The following is a 16380-nucleotide window of genomic DNA, read 5'->3' on the forward strand; positions in this document are numbered from 1 at the left end:
TTATTATTAGTAAACAAAACTATGAGAACGATATTTTTATTTTTAGCCTTGTGCGTAATGAATTTTTCATTCGCTCAGGATCAGGAAGACCGTGATGATTCTTTTATCAGAGAAAGTAATAAAAATGTTCTGAAAATAGATATTAAAGAACCTTTTATGCAGGTTGCTGTAAAATGTAATGATTTCAAACCGGCATCGTATGAAGGTGGGGTTACTGCTTATAAAACCATCCTGAACAAGTATATGTATGCCTATCTGAATTCAGATTTCTATGCTCTTACCGGTGATTTTACTTTTACACTGGTACTTGATGCTAAAGGAAAAGTTGTGGATGTGAAAGGAATGCCTAAAGTTCAAAACAGTGAAGTCTTTTTTGATGATATGCAGTATGTCGTAAGAAGAATAAAGAAAAACTGGACTCCTGCTTCTTGTAACGGACAGCCAGTAGCTTCACAAATCAAAGTTAAGATGAACTTCTCCTCAATGTCTGTAGATGTCGATTAATACCATGAAAAAATATCTTTTAATTTTACCTTTGCTGTTAATCAGTTTTAAAGGTTTTTCACAACAGACAGCTGCTGTTCAATATCAATATCAGAATGATGCAGATTTTAAAAAAGCAGAATTCCCGGGAGGTGAAGATGCCTTTAGAAAAGAATTTCTGAAAATGGTGTATGCCTATATTGATGTAGCTTTATATGCCATCAAAGGAGAAGTAACCTTCATATTTAATATTGATCCGAAAGGTAAAATAGATAAAGTGGATATTCTCCCTAAATTCAAAAACAGCGAAACTTTTATTGATGATATGAAGTTTGCTGCTAAAAAGGTAAAAGGGAAATGGACACCCGCCACTAAAAATGGGGTTCCTTTTGATTATAAAACCATCATGAAAATAAGGTTTGATAACAATACCTATGATCATGATTAAGAAATTTTTGTTGCTCATCATTTTCTTTACAACAAAATTAATTTTTGCTCAAAATGAAGTTTTGGATAAATATCCTTATGGGCAAGATTTTTATGCTGGTGGGTTAAATCAACTAAATAAGGAAATGGTAAAGGTTGTTAAAGAACTAAAGTTGTTGCCTTGTGAAAAAAGTGAAGAACGGTATAATGTAAAGATTCTTGTATATGAAAATTCAACCATCAACTATGTTAAAGATTTTGATATTGTAGATATTCAAAAAAATAAATGTGCATTTAATTTCAGTCGTAAAATTATTCCCCATCTCAAAAGATGGATGCCGGCAAAAGTGAATGGGAAATTTATTGGAGCAATTACCAAAATTGAAATAAATCCTTTTTATTTAGTGAATTCCAAAGATGATCCAAGTAAAAACAAAAAGGAAAACCCAACTTTTAAAAAAGGAATAAAAGCTTTTGGATTTGAAATTAAGTCCATTTTTGAAAGATATATAAAGAAAAATGAGGATAAAAGAGCCTTGTTGACATTTGTTGTCAATGAGAATGGTGAAATGGTGGATTTCGAGATTGAAGGCGATTTTTTTGACTATGAAAAGAAAGATATCATCAATAGTCTATCTAAAATAAAAGGAAAATGGAATCCCGCTACATTTAATAATATTCCAATTAGAGCTAAAATTAGGCAACCTATTTTTCAACAATTTGATCTTCAGATAGAGTTGGAAGATCAGAATAAAATAATGGATCAAAATTTTCATAATAACAGTTACAGATAATCTCCTGACATTCTGTCACAATATTTTGTATCTTTGCAAACTTATTTGTTCGTAATTTAATATTGCGGACCTTAAATTCATCATCGTGCAGGAAAAATATATAGACGAAACAAAACAGGGTGAAGCTTTTGCTATTGCAGAAAGACCGGAGAATTCTAAAAAGCTGTTTTTAGAAAGCTATGGTTGTCAGATGAATTTCTCTGACTCTGAGATTGTTGCATCTATCCTTAATGAACAGGGATATAATACAACAATGAAAGTAGAAGAAGCAGACCTGATTCTTTTAAATACATGTTCTATCCGTGAAAAAGCAGAACAAACTGTAAGAATGCGTCTTTCTCAGTTCAAAAATCTTAAAAAAGAAAAACCGAATATGACGGTAGGAGTTCTGGGATGTATGGCGGAAAGATTGAAAACTAAATTCTTAGAAGAAGAACAACTGGTTGATCTTGTTGTTGGTCCGGATGCTTATAGAGACCTGCCTAATCTTTTAAAAGAAACCGATGATGGAAGAGACGCCATCAATGTAATTCTTTCCAAAGAAGAAACTTATGCAGATATTAATCCTGTTCGTTTAGGAGGAAATGGAGTTACAGCTTTTGTTACCATTACCAGAGGGTGTGATAACATGTGTACATTCTGTGTAGTTCCTTTTACAAGAGGAAGAGAAAGAAGCCGTGATCCACACTCTATCATAGACGAATGTAAAGATCTTGCCAATAACGGATATAAAGAAATTACCCTTTTAGGACAAAACGTAGACTCTTACCTTTGGTATGGAGGAGGTCCTAAAAAAGATTTTGCCAAAGCTTCTGAAATGCAGAAAGCTACAGCCGTTAATTTTGCCCAGCTTCTTGATTTAGTGGCTAAAGCTGTTCCTGAATTAAGAATCAGATTCTCTACCTCAAATCCTCAGGATATGAGTCTGGATGTATTCAAAATGATGGCAAAACACCACAACATCTGTAAATATGTACACCTTCCTGTACAAAGTGGAAGCAATAATATGCTTGAAGCAATGAACAGACAACATACCCGTGAAGAATATCTGGATCTGATTAAAAAAGCGAAGGAAATTGTTCCGGAAGTAGCTTTTTCTCAGGATATGATCGTTGGATTCTGTAACGAATCAGAACAAGATCATCAGGATACCCTAAGCTTGATGAGAGAAGTAGAGTATGACTACGGTTATATGTTCGCGTACTCAGAAAGACCGGGAACTCCGGCTCACAAGAAAATGGAAGACAATATTCCGGCTGATGTGAAGCAGAGACGTCTTGCTGAGGTGATTGCCCTTCAGGGTGAACTCTCCAACCAAAGGATGAAGTCTTACGTAGGAAGAGTACACGAGGTTTTGATTGAAGGAATTTCCAAGAAGAATAAAAACCAATGGAAAGGAAGAAACTCCCAGAATGCAGTATGTGTCTTCGATAAGCTAGAAGGACAGAAAATAGGTGACATTGTGAACGTTTTTGTACATGACAATACACAAGGCACACTTTTAGGGAGAACTGTGGAATAAAATGAAGTGGTGATCAAAGCAGTTTATCTTTTTGCAATGCTTTCGTTTGCTCTGGTATCCTGTCAGACAGAAAAGAATGTAAAAAAATACCCTGCCACAGTAGGAGATATCGAATTTGATAAAACACTGGATGATGCTGATTTTAAAAGATGTGGCTCAAAACAATGGGGACATTTCAGCTTTCAGTATTATCAGGGTGCAAAGGAATTTAGCTACAAAGGCGAAAAGATTGCGATCACTGAAAAACTTAAAAAAGAAAATATATATTCTGAAAAGAAGATCAACGGTTATATTACCGTAAGATTTTTAGTAAATTGTGAGGGAAAGACAGGCCTCTTCAGATTACAGCATATGAGCCCGGATCTGAAAGATACTGTACTGGATGAAGAATTAGAAAATAAACTGTTACAGTTTACAAAATTCCTCGATGGCTGGATGCCGAAAGAGATAAAAGGTTTAAAAGTAGATTACTATCAGTATATAACCTATAAAATTGAAAATGGAAAAGTTTCAGAGGTATTACCTTAGCTTTTTGTTACTTATCGTTTACACCAATACTATTGCACAGGTCAACTGTAATGCAGTAGAGGGTGAGAACTGCAAAAAAGCGTGTGAGTTATACAGCTGGGCTTCAGATTTACAAGGCTATGCAGAATCTCAGGAATGCTTTGACAAAGCTATCGAGCTGTGTCCTGATTTCTCCCATGCTTATATGGAAAAAGCCGTTCCATATCTTAAAAACGGAGATTTTGTAACCTGGAAAATTTTAATCGATAAAGCAGTTGCTTTAAACCCCCAAATGCATCTTGGCTACAGAGGCTGGACGAAGTTTCAGTTTTTAAGAGACTATAAAGGGGCTATTCAGGATTTAGAAGGATTAAAAAAATATTATCCTAAAGACTTAGGAAGATCTCAAAACGGAGACTATAGCCTGGATGTAGTAAGAGCTATGTCCTACAGTGCTTTAGGGCAGAAAGTAAAAGCAGCCGGTATTATAGAAAGGCTTCTGACCACCAGAGGTTATGTGAAGGGAATGTTTGATCATTATCAGCTTGGGGTGACCTATTTCGAGCTGGGAAGGTATGACAAAGCCCTGGAAAATTTTGAAAAACAAAGCAAAGAGTACAACTTTGCTGAGAATATATACTTTAAAAGTAAAGTTTCTAAGATCAGAAACAAAGATTATTTAGATTTAAAAATGTTAGCCCTGCAAACGTATGATGAAGGAAAGACCATGAAAGATGTCTACACTCATCACTTCAACAAAGTCTACAGAAAAGAGATTGAAGCACTGTAGAAGAGTAACATTAAATCAATAATCAAAAATTTACTTATGAGCAACGAGTTACAAAACATAAAAAACCGTTTCGGAATTATCGGAAACTTTCCGGCACTCAACCGGGCCCTGGAAAAATCTATTCAGGTAGCACCTACAGATATTTCTGTATTGGTGATAGGGGAAAGTGGGGTAGGAAAAGAATTTATTCCGAAAATTATCCATTCAGAATCCAAAAGAAAACATCAGCCTTATATCGTAGTAAACTGTGGAGCAATTCCGGAAGGAACTATCGATTCTGAGCTTTTCGGACACGAAAAAGGAGCCTTTACCGGTGCTACCGCTACAAGAAAAGGATACTTTGAAGTAGCAGATGGTGGAACCATATTTTTGGATGAGGTAGGAGAACTGCCACTACAGACGCAGGTTCGTCTTTTAAGAGTTCTGGAAAGTGGTGAATTTATGAAAGTGGGATCTTCACAGGTACAGAAAACCAATGTGAGAATTGTAGCCGCTACCAACGTTAATATGATGAAAGCAATCCATGACGGAAGATTCCGTGAGGATTTATATTATCGTTTGAATACCGTTCAGATAGATATGCCTCCTTTGAGAGAAAGAAAAGGAGATATTCATTTATTATTCAGAAAGTTTGCCATAGACTTCGCAGAAAAGTACAGAATGCCTGAGCTTGAGCTAGAGCAAAGTGCAGTTCATTATATAGAAAGTTATTCTTTTCCAGGTAACGTACGCCAATTAAGAAACCTGGTAGAGCAGATGACCGTGGTGGAAAGAAACAGAAATATAACTGCTGAAAAACTTGCCGAGTATATTCCTATGGAAACACACCTGCCAATGGTGGTGAATACCCAGAATACTCCTAAACAGAGCGATTTCGGAAGTGAGAGAGAAATCATGTATAAAATTCTGTTCGATATGAGGAATGATATTAATGATTTAAAATCCTTAACTTCGGAATTGATTAAGAACAGAGGAACAGCAGATCTGAGCAACCATGAGAAAAATCTGATCAACAGGATTTATACCCCTGAAACTCAGCCACAGGTAAATACCGGATCTTTAGTGTATTTTGAAAATAATAATGATGCACCGGTAGTGCAGACCCCTACCATTATTTCTACTCCTGACGACAGCTATGAAGATATTGAAGACATCGAAGTGGAAGAAAACAGACCGGAATCACTTTCCTTACAAAACAATGAAAAAGATTTGATTATCAAAGCTTTGGAGAAGCATAAAGGACGTAGGAACAGAGCGGCAGATGAACTGGGAATTTCACAAAGAACTTTATACAGAAAAATAAAACAATATAACCTGGAAGATTAAGCAAAACATAGATAATGAAAGTAAATTTAACGCCTAAGCCGATCAATTTTAAACTCGGAGAATATATTAATAAAGGTTTCGAACTTTTAAAGAAAGATTTCGGGAATATTTTTATAGCATGTTTAGTATGCTTAATCATGTCTATTATTCCATTTTGTGGACTGCTTGCAATGGGTAATTTATTCAAATACCTTCAAAGGCTGAACAGAAACCAGCCGGCAAGTCCAGGAGATATCTTTGATTTTAAAGACTTCATGCCTTATTTTATGTTGCAGTTAATTGTTTTCGGAGGGGTTATATTACTTTACATTCCAATGATTATTATTATGACAGTATCAGGTGCCATGTCTGAAGGTCATCAGCCTAATCCGATGATTATGTTTTTAATATTCCCTTACATTTTTCTGATGTTCGTTGCGATATATTACTTCGTATTGAAAGGGTTTTATATCATTCCTTTAATTAGCCTTAAAGGAATCACAGAAATAAAAGAAGCGTGGAATATTTCAAAAATAATGACCAAAGGAAATCTATTGTCTATTTTCCTTTTCTCGTTAGTGGTGAGCATCTTAGCTCAGATTGGTATTGTGGCTTGCGGGATAGGACTTTTCCTTACAATACCGTTTTTATACACTGCAAAATATTTTGCTTATGAAGATGCTATGCAACAAATTGAGTATGATGAAATTACTGAAATTGGAACTAAAAATGAATTTTAAAATTAAAAATATCAGTCTGAAACAGCCATTACTGACGGTAATGCTTTTTGCATTGCTGGGTGTATTGAACTCATGTTACAGCTTTACGGGCTCGTCTCTTACGGACGAGAAAACAGTTCAGATCAATGAATTTCCGAATAATGCACCGCTTGTAAACCCTGCATTATCCCAACAGTTTTCTACAGCAATACAAAATAGATTCCTTCAAAGAACAACTTTGAAAGGAACAAAAGAAAATCCTGATATCCTGATAGAAGGAGAAATCTCAGATTATTCAATTACTCCTACCACAGTCAGCTCCAATACTGTGACCAATCCATCGGGCGGAGTGGTTCAGCAGGGGCAGAATAAACTTACGATTACAGTGAAGGTACACTATGAAAATAAAATTCATCCGGATGCAAGTTTTGACAGAACGTATAGCGATGAAGCTGCTTTCAACAGTGATGTCTCACTAAGTCAGATCGAAGACCAGCAGGTAAAGCTGGTGACAGATAGAATTATTAACAAGATATTTAACGACATTGTAGCGAATTGGTAAGATGAATCCCAGAGTTTTAGAATTAATAAAAAATCCGAAGAAGATTCAGTCAGAAGACCTTGGCCTTTTGAAAGAAGAGATTCACACTTTTCCTTATATTCAAAATATCAGGGCGCTCCATCTGTATGGGGTACACCTGTATGAAAAAGAAAATTATCAGAAAGAGCTTTCTACCACAGCGGCCTATACCACTGATAAGAAAATTTTATATCAGCTGATCAACGGAAAGATCAGAGAGGAGATCAAACCTGAAATTGTTGAAGACAAAGCTCCGTCTCAAACAATTGAAAAACCCTCCCAATATGCACCAAAAGGTAAATCTTTCCCTATTAAAAGAGAAGAAGAAGCTTCTTTGGAGAAACAGGGAGAAAGCCAGGAAAATGCATGCGTATTGCCCGCTTCCCATGAAATTAAACATATTTATGTAAACGGTGAACGAAACAGAATTTTATTCGAAGGAGAAGAAAACTTCCTGGATGAGCAAAATTCTGAAACAATAGATATTGAATCTACGCTGGAATCAGGCACCTTGGTAACTCAAAAGGCCGAGCCCGCAGTAGAACAACCTGTTCAGGAATCTCAAGAAGAGGTACAGACTGAAGTAGAGGAGAACGCAGGAGAGGACTTCACACCGGAAACTATCATTGATGAAGATCAGCTTTCATCTGAGAAAGAAGAAGAGAAGATTGAAGAAGAGGAAAATATCAGTTTCCATGAAGAAGCACCTGTATTATCAACAGAAAATATTGAAGAAACAATAGCTGAAGAGACTGCAGTTACAGAAGCAAAAGATAATGAAACAGCATTTGTCTCTGAAGAAGAACTTCCTGCAAAAGAAGTATCAGATGCAGAAGTAAGCTTCCACGGTACAGACTCATTCATGCCGGATGTAAAAATCCAGGCCAATAACGAAGAAATTTCTGAAACGGCTGAAGTCTCTCAATCCAGTGTAAATAAACATGAGGATGAGATGAGAAGACTGATTGAAGAAGTGGAGAAAAAAATGAAGGAGGCAAAACCTGTTTCTCAAGAAGAAAAGGTAGAGCTGGAAGCTGTTGAATATCATGTAATTAGCTTTGCGGAGACTCAAAATTTCCATTTTTGGTCAACGAGTGAAGATAAGCCTGAGGAAATCAAAGAAGAACCGGTACAGGAAGAAATTGTTGTGAATCAATTGCCTGTAGAAGAGGAGATTAAGGTTGAAGTTCCTGAGGAAAAAGAAGAAGAAAAGGAGGGAACTCCCGAAGTTCAGTCTGCATGGAGGCCTATGAGTGTGGAATCCAATCTACCGGATTCTTTAATAAGCAAATCAACAGAAGTATCAACCCCTGAAATAAAAGCTCCGGCAGCAGAAGTCATTCCTGAACCGGAAATCCTAAATGAAGAATCTAAACCGGAGGAAACAGTTGAAGCTGTTAAGGAAGAAGTCTTATCTGTAGAAGAAACAGAAACTGTTCAATCATTTGGAGAAGAGAAGGCTGTTGCAGAGGTTGGGAAAGAAGATGCTCCTGTGATGAATGTTTCTTTCTTCGGAAACGATATTTCTACCCTTAAGGTTGAAGAAAAACAGACTGAAAATAAAGAAGAGGCTGTAGAAAAAGTACAGGAGGTTACCATGAAGAATACCACTCAGGCAATAGCAGACAGTAATGTTCCAGGTTTTATCAATACCTGGCAAAGCTGGCTTAAGATTGGCAGAACGGAAGAAATTGTAAAAGAGAAAACCGAAATCAAAGAAAAGGCCATTGAAACCTTTATTGAAAATAACCCTAGAATCAGCCAGTTAAAAGAAGAAAGTACCTATGTTGTAAAAGAAAAGAACGATGATATCTCGCATTTGATGACCGAGACATTAGCCAATCTTTATTTTGAGCAGAAACTCTATACAAAAGCAATAAAAGCGTTTGAAATATTAATTAAAAAGAGTCCTGAGAAAAAAACGTATTTTGAATCTAAAATTCAGGATATTAAGGATTTTAGAAGTAAAAATTAAAAAGAAAAAGGTACTGCTTACAACAGTACCTTTTTTATTTTATAGATCTACAGGTTTATCCTTACTGCCTCTTAACTTTTTCAAGGCTTTCCGCCCAAAAACAATAACAAGTATTAAAATAATTACGGCAAAAATTGCTGCAATCACTGGAGCTGCCATCGCAAGAACAGACATAAGACCAGCACCTGCTGTTTCTGTTGTTCCTACCACAGAATTACCTAATCCTCCGGTTGTAGCGGTAGATGCGGCCCGTATTCCTGCAAATCCTGAGCTGATAGTAGCTGCTGTACCTCCACCTGCAATTAATGCCATCGCCCACTGCGGGAAAGTTCCCAGTTCGGTAAACTGGCTGGCAAATAATATAGACCCTGCTACCGTTGCCATAGGAATGGATATTGTATCCAGCAAATGATCAATAAATGGAATGTAATAAGCAAGGATCTCAGCTACTGTGGCAATTCCTGTTGTTATCAATGTTGGAAGCCCTGCAAGCCACTCAAATTGCTCATTCATCGGAATCCAGTTGAAATAAGAGGCAAGACTCACAATAAACATTGGGAGAAATACCCGGAATCCTGTAGCCGCGGCTAATCCAATGCCGATAAATGCACTAATGACATAAGAAAAATAGGGAATATTGTCTAACATATTAATTTTCAGATTTAATGTTTTCCTAAATTACAAAAAGTATATGAGATTTGGAGTGTTGTTGATTTCAGAGTTCCAGATACGGGATCTGGAGTACGGGTTTTTGAGGTTTGCTATTTGTGATCTACTGTAGAGTAAAAAATATTTTATACATACTTATCTGTGCGATCTGTGGAAAATAAAAAAATCTGCAAGAAAATGTCTCACAGATCTTTATTATTTTACTATTATTCTATTAGAAAGATGGTTACTTTTTCTGCGCTTCACAAAGCTTTATAAACTGCGCTTCCACATCCTGAAATTTCGGAGGTATCTCAGGAGAAACCCAAAACAGCATAGCCATGGTTTTCTCTCCAAAGGCTTGCTTAAATAAATCCTTATTCAGGCGGTAACATTCTCTCAATAATCTTTTGATGCGATTCCTGTGTACAGCTCTTTTAAAATATCTTTTAGAAACAGAAACCCCAAATCTTGCTGATTCTACAGGAAGGTTAGGCTTGTCTTTCAGAATAATGATTCTCAGGTTTCCACTGGTTCTCCATTTGCCTTTATCAAAAAGCAAACTGATTTCCGTGTTTTTTTTGAGCTTTTCTGCTCTGGGATATTTGGAATTTGTCATTTACGGAGTGTAAATATAGTTTTTTATTTTTCTCCTGCAGATTTCACAGATTAATACATGGTTCAGTGTTTGTAAATCAGTAAAATAGATGGGGAAATGTTTTAATCCTGATTTAATAAATAATTAATCACTTCTGAAGCGGTATACAGCCCGAAAATGGCAGGCATATAGCTTATAGTTCCGTAAAAAGATCTTTTATAATTGGTTCCGTCAGTCATTTTCAAGCTTTCTTCATCCTGAATATCATTCGCAAAAACACAACGAACTCCTTTGTCAATTTTTACTTTTTTCAGCCTCTTTCTTACTTGTCTTGCAAGGTGGCAATGTTCGGTTTTGCTGATATCCCTTACCATTACTTTGCTTGGGTCGGTTTTTCCGCCGGCTCCCATTGAACTTACAATTTTTATCCTTCTTCTCTTGGCTGCGATAATCAGACAAAGCTTTGGGGTAACACTGTCAATACAATCCAAAACATAATCAAATTTCGCAGAATCCAACACTTCATCCATTCTTTCAGGATTTAGAAACTCATTGATTTTGGTTAAGTTAAGATCAGGATTGATATCTAAAAGTCTTTCGGCAACAACCTCTACTTTATGTTTCCCAACTGTAGAACGTAAAGCAGGTAACTGTCTGTTGATATTGGTAATGTCCACAGTATCACCATCCACAATCGTCATATTTCCTACTCCGGCTCTAGCCAGAAATTCAGCTGCAAAAGAACCTACTCCGCCTAAACCAACAACCAAAACTGTGGCTTTATTCAATTTTTCCAAACCTTCCTCTTTTACCAGAAGTTCTGTTCTTTCCAACCAGTACTTATCCATTTTTTATCGTCTCTAAATTTTCTAAAATTTGTTCATTAAGCTGTTCCAAAGAAATACCTTTTATTTCTGAAACTTTCTCATACAATTCTTCGATGTTAAAATCTTCATTGTCAGTTTCTAAAAAGAATTTGTCTAATGGAGTTTTTTTTAAAATATCCTGCAAAGATAAATTATACAAAACAGCTTTTCCAAAACTCAGATAAAAATTATGAGCCAGAAGATCTTCGGCAATCTGTCTTTTCTTGTTGAAACCATGAATAATCATAGGCTGCCCGGATTTTTTCCTGAAAGAAATAACTTCATAAAATTTTCTTACACAATGAATAATAATGGGTTTTTTTACTTCATTGGCAATCATGATCTGCCTTAAGAAAACTTCTTCCTGGATTTTTTGATCCACAGAAACCAAAGAATCCAGACCGCATTCTCCAATCGCAAAACAGTTTTGAAACATCATACTTTTCATCCATGAAAACTGCTGCTCCAGATTGTGAACGTCAATATCGTTGGGGTGAATTCCTATAGAATAAGGAAAATCAGGCGGAATTTCTTTCGCAAGATTATAAATTCCGTTTCTGATATATTTTTTATGATGGTGAAAATCAAAAAATTCCATGTTCAAAAGTAGCGTTTTTCAGAATTAATTTAAAATTATTAAACGATCGTTTATAAATGTGTTAAAAATTTCTTAACTTTACTCAAAGTGCACTTCATGAAAAAAAAATTTACAGAAAAACAGATTCACATATTGGATATTGCAGAAGAGCTCATCGCCAAGAAAGGATATGAGGGAACTTCTGTAAGAGATATTTGTTCCAAAGCCAATATCAATGTCGCCATGATCTCTTATTACTTCGGTTCTAAAGAGAAAATGATGTCTTATCTCTATCAGTACAGGGTACTGAAGACCAGAGAAAATTTTTCAGAATTCGCAGATACCATCAAAGATGGGAAACCGGAAATGCAGATGAGAGAGATGATTAAATATATCGTTTCTCAGTTGTTCAAGTATAATTATTTCCATGGTTTTGTTACCCAGGAGCTTCGTCATACAGAAAATCTGAAAGATGAGTTACTTGATTTCTATCAGTTATTTGTAAAAAAGCTGGATGAAGTCATCAAAAAAGGAGTGGCTTCCGGCGTTTTTACTTTTACCCCTAAGCCTGAAGATATCCTAACGATGATCATCGGGTCTACTTTGTTTGTAATCAGGAATAAAAATTTCTATGAGCTTTATGTTCCGAGCAAAAATGAAGAAACTTATGCAAAAGAAGCTGAGAAAAAGGTAAGAATGAATCTTTTATTAAGTGTTTTTGCTATTTTGGGATACGCTGCAGACTAAAATTACGTTAAATATTCATAAAAAAAAATCTATTGACAAAAAAGTTATATTTTTGCAAATTAGTAAATCGGCTGTATAATCCGAAAACTGTTGAATTTTTTATATGAAAAAATATATTTTAGGTCTTTTCGCTGTAGCGGTGATTTCATCTTGTGTAAGCCAGCAGGAAAGAGCAATGAGGAGTGCTGATAAAGAGTTTATCTTAAAAGCAGCTAATGAAAATTTCGCTAAGAAAAAGTGGAAAAATGCATTGGCTCTTTATGACAGATTAGCGAATCTTGTGGCAGGAACTGATGATTTTCCTAATGTAGGTTTCAACACGGCTTATGCTAACTATTATGATAAGAGCTATAAGCTGGCAGGTCACCAGTTTAAAAACTTTGCGGTGAGTTTCCCAAAAGATCCAAGAGCTGAAGAGGCTGCATATATGTCTGCATTGTGCTACTATGAAGGATCTATGGATTACAACTTAGATCAGTCCAGTACAGAGTTGGCCATTAATGAGCTTCAGGAATTCCTGAACAATTATCCAAACTCTGAAAGATCTAAAAATATCAGTCAGTTAATTGATGAACTGTCTTATAAGCTTGAATTTAAAGCTTTTGAAAATGGAAAACAATATTACAGAATGGGAGAGTACAAAGCAGCGAATGTAGCTTTGGAAAACGTTTTGGAAGATTTTCCAAGTACAAAACTTCGTTCAAAGATTTATGATTATATCATGAAATCCCGTTATGAGCTGGCAACAAAATCAGTTTATGGTCTTAAAGATGAGCGTATTGAAAGCGCATTGACGTATACAAGACTGGTGGAAAAGGAGCTTCCTAATACAGAATATTCTAAGACAGCAATAGATCTTAGAGAAAAACTGGAAAAGGAAAAACAAAACTTTGTGGTTGTTAAAAAACAAACCGAAGCAAGAATGGCAGTTTTAACTGCAAAACAGAAAAAAGAGGCTGAAAAATTGGCGGCTAAAGATAAAACTGAACAGCAAATTAAAGATCAGATCAGCAATGAAAAGAAAGCAATGCAGTTACAGAGGGACAGTGCAGCACTTAAGACCCCTCCTCCGGCAGCGACTTTCAAAATTCAAAGATAATTCGTAAATTTGCCATCTTAAAATAAAAATAATTTTCTCAAAATGAGTGTAAAAGATACAAAAGCAGAAGTAAATACAATTACTTACGATAAAGATAAGATTGAAGATAAAGTAGGTTCAATCTATGAAGCTATTGTTATCATGGGAAAGAGAGCAGAGCAGATCAATGCGGAGATCCGTACGGAACTTCACAACAAATTGGATGAATTTGCCGTTCACAATTCTACATTAGAAGAGGTTTTCGAAAACAGAGAACAGATTGAGATCTCTAAACATTACGAAAAGCTTCCAAAGCCAACTTCAATTGCTATTGAAGAATGGTTAAACGAAGATGTTTATTTCAGAAAAACAGAAGAGAGAAAATAATCAATCATCTGTGTTTTAATAAATCAAGGTTATAAAAGAAATCATTTCTTTTATGACCTTTTGTTGTTTTAAAGCCTGATTGTGTGGGAAAAAATAAGTACTTTAGTATTTCAAAAAATTAGAACTAAATGAGTGTTTCCGGTAAAAAGATACTTATCGCTGTCTCTGGAGGAATTGCAGCCTACAAAATTCACTTTCTGATAAGAGATTTTGTGAAGAAAGGAGCCGATGTACAAGTCATTATGACTCCTGATGCAGAACATTTTGTGACGAAACTAAGCCTCTCTACATTGTCCAAAAAACCAGTGTATTCGGAATTTTACAACGATAACGGAACATGGAACAGTCATGTGGAAATGGCGCTTTGGGCAGATGTTATGATTGTAGCTCCATGTACGGCTAATACCTTATCTAAAATGATCCACGGGATGTGTGATAATCTGGTTATTGCGACTTATATGTCTGCAAAATGCCCGGTATTCATCGCTCCGGCAATGGATCTTGACATGTATGCACACCCTTCTACAAAGAAGGGTCTGGAACTTGCTGAAAGCTTTGGTCATATTATTATTCCTGCAGAAAATGGAGAACTTGCAAGTGGTCTCATAGGGCAGGGAAGAATGGCAGAGCCGGCAACTATTTTTAATACCGTTGAAAATCATTTTGCAAACAGCAATCTATCTAAAAGTCTTGATGGAAAAACAGTTTTAATTACTGCAGGACCTACTTATGAAGCCCTTGATCCGGTAAGGTTCATCGGAAATCATTCATCAGGTAAAATGGGATTTTCTCTGGCAGAAGAAGCTTCCAAAAGAGGAGCAAAAGTAATTTTGATTTCAGGGCCAAGTGTTCAAACGATCAATGATCCGAATGTGGAGCTTCATAAAGTAACTTCAGCGAAAGAGATGCTGGCAAAAGTATTTGAGTTCTATGATAAAATAGACATAGGAATTGCCAGTGCAGCAGTGGCTGATTATGCTCCCAAAGAAGTGGCAAAGGAAAAAATCAAAAAGAATGATGAAAACCTGACGATAGAACTGGTAAAGAATCCGGATATTCTTAAAACAATGGGCGAAAAGAAAACACACCAGTTTTTAGTAGGATTTGCCCTGGAAACCCAGAACGAAGAAGAAAATGCAAAAGGAAAGCTGGAAAAGAAAAATCTGGATATGATTGTGCTGAACTCTCTACGCGATGAAGGCGCAGGTTTTAAGAATGATACCAATAAAATCAAAATATTTACCAAGACGGAAAAGAAAGAATTCAATCTGAAGTCCAAAGACGAAGTAGCGAAAGATATTCTTAATTTTGTTGAGTCTCAACTTTTAAAATAATTTTAATAAATTTCCGTTCTCAATTTTTAGTAGACAATGAAAAGAATTATAAGTTTATTTTTTCTGCTTTTTATATATACCCAAAGTTTTTCTCAGGAGCTGTTGGCAACTGTTCAGGTAAATGCTCAGCAACTTGGAGGGAGTAACCAGCAGGCATATAAGTCATTAGAAAAAAGTCTTAGGGATTTCATCAATAATACCAGCTGGACTGGGAAAAAACTTCAGAATTTTGAAAAAATAAAATGCGGTTTTTCTGTTGTAATAGGAGAAAGGGATGGTAATAAATTCAAAGGATCTATAGTTGTTCAGGCTATGCGCCCCGTTTATAATACAACGTATGAATCTCCTTTGCTGAATCTTCAGGATCAGAGATTTGCCTTTGAATATGTTGAAAATGAAAGTCTTATATTCAATGAGAGACAGTTTTCAGGTAAAAATTTAACGGATGTAGTCAGCTTTTACATTTATGTTATTTTAGGATTGGACGGAGATAGTTTCCAGTCTATGGGTGGTTCTCAGTGGTTTGCAAAAGCACAGCAGATTGCACAGAATTCCCAAAACAGAAACTATGAAGGCTGGAATACCATCAATGAGCCGAGAAGCCGCTCTATTTTGATTAACGAAATTATGAACCCAAACTGGAATCAGTTGCGTTCTACTTTTTATACTTACCACAGAGCTGGATTGGATAACCTTTTCAATCAGGATCAGACTGCAGGGAAAAAAGTAATTTTTGATGCTTTAATGCAATTGAAAATGTATGAAAACAGTTTTCAGCAGGCATTTTTCTTTAACCTGTTCATGGATACCAAAAGTGACGAGATCTTCAATATCTTCAATTCTGGAAATAATGGAGGTTTGATTCTCAATGATCTTAAACAGACAATGATCATTCTATCTCCAAAAAACATTGATAATAAGTGGAATAAATGGAAAGTATAAAGATCTGTGAATAAGTTTGAGTATTGAACTCATCTTGACTTTCTTTTTATGAATTTTTTACAAGCAATAACAATAAAAGCTAAATAATTGAATCCGATCCAG

19 protein-coding genes are annotated in these 16380 nt (G+C 35.7%); 15 read left to right on the forward strand and 4 right to left on the reverse strand.

Going from position 1 to position 16380, the window contains the following annotated elements; genetic code table 11:
* Nucleotides 1-21: 21 nt before the first annotated feature.
* The 10 genes from CQ046_RS19725 to CQ046_RS19770 all read left to right on the forward strand — a co-directional run bounded on the left by CQ046_RS19725 (nucleotide 22) and on the right by CQ046_RS19770 (nucleotide 9101).
* The gene (locus tag CQ046_RS19725; RefSeq protein WP_228406999.1) at nucleotides 22-504 is read left to right on the forward strand and encodes a hypothetical protein; all 483 of its coding nucleotides are present in this window, start codon (nucleotides 22-24) and stop codon (nucleotides 502-504) included.
* Nucleotides 505-508: 4 nt separating this feature from the next.
* Complete coding sequence (locus CQ046_RS19730) at nucleotides 509-931, forward strand: energy transducer TonB (protein WP_165790560.1); 423 nt, start codon at nucleotides 509-511, stop codon at nucleotides 929-931.
* Nucleotides 924-1703, forward strand: coding sequence for a hypothetical protein (locus tag CQ046_RS19735; protein WP_105703908.1), 780 nt, complete (start codon nucleotides 924-926; stop codon nucleotides 1701-1703). The genes CQ046_RS19730 and CQ046_RS19735 overlap by 8 nt, the downstream gene beginning before the upstream one ends.
* 85 nt (nucleotides 1704-1788) lie before the next feature.
* Nucleotides 1789-3225 (forward strand): tRNA (N6-isopentenyl adenosine(37)-C2)-methylthiotransferase MiaB, encoded by a 1437-nt coding sequence (gene miaB / locus CQ046_RS19740; RefSeq protein ID WP_105703909.1) that lies wholly within the window; start codon nucleotides 1789-1791, stop codon nucleotides 3223-3225.
* A gap of 9 nt (nucleotides 3226-3234) precedes the next feature.
* Nucleotides 3235-3753 (forward strand): hypothetical protein, encoded by a 519-nt coding sequence (locus tag CQ046_RS19745; protein ID WP_123906654.1) that lies wholly within the window; start codon nucleotides 3235-3237, stop codon nucleotides 3751-3753.
* Nucleotides 3725-4522, forward strand: a complete 798-nt coding sequence (locus tag CQ046_RS19750) for a tetratricopeptide repeat protein (protein WP_105703911.1) — start codon at nucleotides 3725-3727, stop codon at nucleotides 4520-4522. Before CQ046_RS19745 ends, CQ046_RS19750 begins: the two co-directional genes overlap by 29 nt.
* A gap of 36 nt (nucleotides 4523-4558) precedes the next feature.
* A complete protein-coding gene (locus tag CQ046_RS19755) occupies nucleotides 4559-5848 on the forward strand; it encodes a sigma-54 interaction domain-containing protein (protein ID WP_105703912.1) in 1290 nt (429 codons plus the stop codon).
* A gap of 14 nt (nucleotides 5849-5862) precedes the next feature.
* Nucleotides 5863-6567, forward strand: coding sequence for a hypothetical protein (locus tag CQ046_RS19760; protein WP_105703913.1), 705 nt, complete (start codon nucleotides 5863-5865; stop codon nucleotides 6565-6567).
* The gene (locus tag CQ046_RS19765; protein WP_105703925.1) at nucleotides 6557-7108 is read left to right on the forward strand and encodes an LptE family protein; all 552 of its coding nucleotides are present in this window, start codon (nucleotides 6557-6559) and stop codon (nucleotides 7106-7108) included. The genes CQ046_RS19760 and CQ046_RS19765 overlap by 11 nt, the downstream gene beginning before the upstream one ends.
* A gap of 1 nt (nucleotide 7109) precedes the next feature.
* Nucleotides 7110-9101 carry a hypothetical protein gene (locus CQ046_RS19770; RefSeq protein WP_105703914.1) on the forward strand — a complete coding sequence of 664 codons (1992 nt, stop codon included), beginning with the start codon at nucleotides 7110-7112 and terminating at the stop codon, nucleotides 9099-9101.
* Between the two features lie 39 nt (nucleotides 9102-9140).
* On the opposite strand, the gene CQ046_RS19775 is transcribed toward CQ046_RS19770, so the two are convergent.
* From CQ046_RS19775 to CQ046_RS19790, 4 genes are all read right to left on the reverse strand, one after another.
* Entirely contained in the window at nucleotides 9141-9749 is a 609-nt protein-coding gene (locus CQ046_RS19775) for a DUF4126 domain-containing protein (RefSeq protein WP_105703915.1), read from the reverse strand.
* A gap of 247 nt (nucleotides 9750-9996) precedes the next feature.
* On the reverse strand, nucleotides 9997-10368 hold the full coding sequence (gene rnpA / locus CQ046_RS19780) for a ribonuclease P protein component (RefSeq protein ID WP_105703916.1): 372 nt from the start codon (nucleotides 10366-10368) through the stop codon (nucleotides 9997-9999).
* Nucleotides 10369-10469: 101 nt separating this feature from the next.
* Nucleotides 10470-11195: a ThiF family adenylyltransferase gene (locus CQ046_RS19785; RefSeq protein ID WP_105703917.1), complete on the reverse strand. Its 726-nt coding sequence runs from the start codon at nucleotides 11193-11195 to the stop codon at nucleotides 10470-10472.
* Complete coding sequence (locus CQ046_RS19790) at nucleotides 11188-11811, reverse strand: TatD family hydrolase (protein WP_105703918.1); 624 nt, start codon at nucleotides 11809-11811, stop codon at nucleotides 11188-11190. The genes CQ046_RS19785 and CQ046_RS19790 overlap by 8 nt, the downstream gene beginning before the upstream one ends.
* A gap of 96 nt (nucleotides 11812-11907) precedes the next feature.
* On the opposite strand from CQ046_RS19790, the gene CQ046_RS19795 reads away from it, so the two are divergent.
* The 5 genes from CQ046_RS19795 to CQ046_RS19815 all read left to right on the forward strand — a co-directional run bounded on the left by CQ046_RS19795 (nucleotide 11908) and on the right by CQ046_RS19815 (nucleotide 16278).
* Nucleotides 11908-12537: a TetR/AcrR family transcriptional regulator gene (locus CQ046_RS19795; protein WP_065396359.1), complete on the forward strand. Its 630-nt coding sequence runs from the start codon at nucleotides 11908-11910 to the stop codon at nucleotides 12535-12537.
* Between the two features lie 103 nt (nucleotides 12538-12640).
* Nucleotides 12641-13636: an outer membrane protein assembly factor BamD gene (locus CQ046_RS19800; protein WP_105703919.1), complete on the forward strand. Its 996-nt coding sequence runs from the start codon at nucleotides 12641-12643 to the stop codon at nucleotides 13634-13636.
* A 42-nt stretch (nucleotides 13637-13678) separates the two neighbouring features.
* Nucleotides 13679-14002 (forward strand): DNA-directed RNA polymerase subunit omega, encoded by a 324-nt coding sequence (locus tag CQ046_RS19805; RefSeq protein WP_034681463.1) that lies wholly within the window; start codon nucleotides 13679-13681, stop codon nucleotides 14000-14002.
* Nucleotides 14003-14130: 128 nt separating this feature from the next.
* Entirely contained in the window at nucleotides 14131-15336 is a 1206-nt protein-coding gene (coaBC, locus tag CQ046_RS19810) for a bifunctional phosphopantothenoylcysteine decarboxylase/phosphopantothenate--cysteine ligase CoaBC (RefSeq protein ID WP_105703920.1), read from the forward strand.
* A 36-nt stretch (nucleotides 15337-15372) separates the two neighbouring features.
* Nucleotides 15373-16278 (forward strand): DUF4835 family protein, encoded by a 906-nt coding sequence (locus CQ046_RS19815; protein ID WP_105703921.1) that lies wholly within the window; start codon nucleotides 15373-15375, stop codon nucleotides 16276-16278.
* Nucleotides 16279-16380: the final 102 nt, after the last annotated feature.

It is taken from the genome of Chryseobacterium sp. MYb7 (assembly GCF_002979455.1).
GTDB lineage: Bacteria > Bacteroidota > Bacteroidia > Flavobacteriales > Weeksellaceae > Chryseobacterium.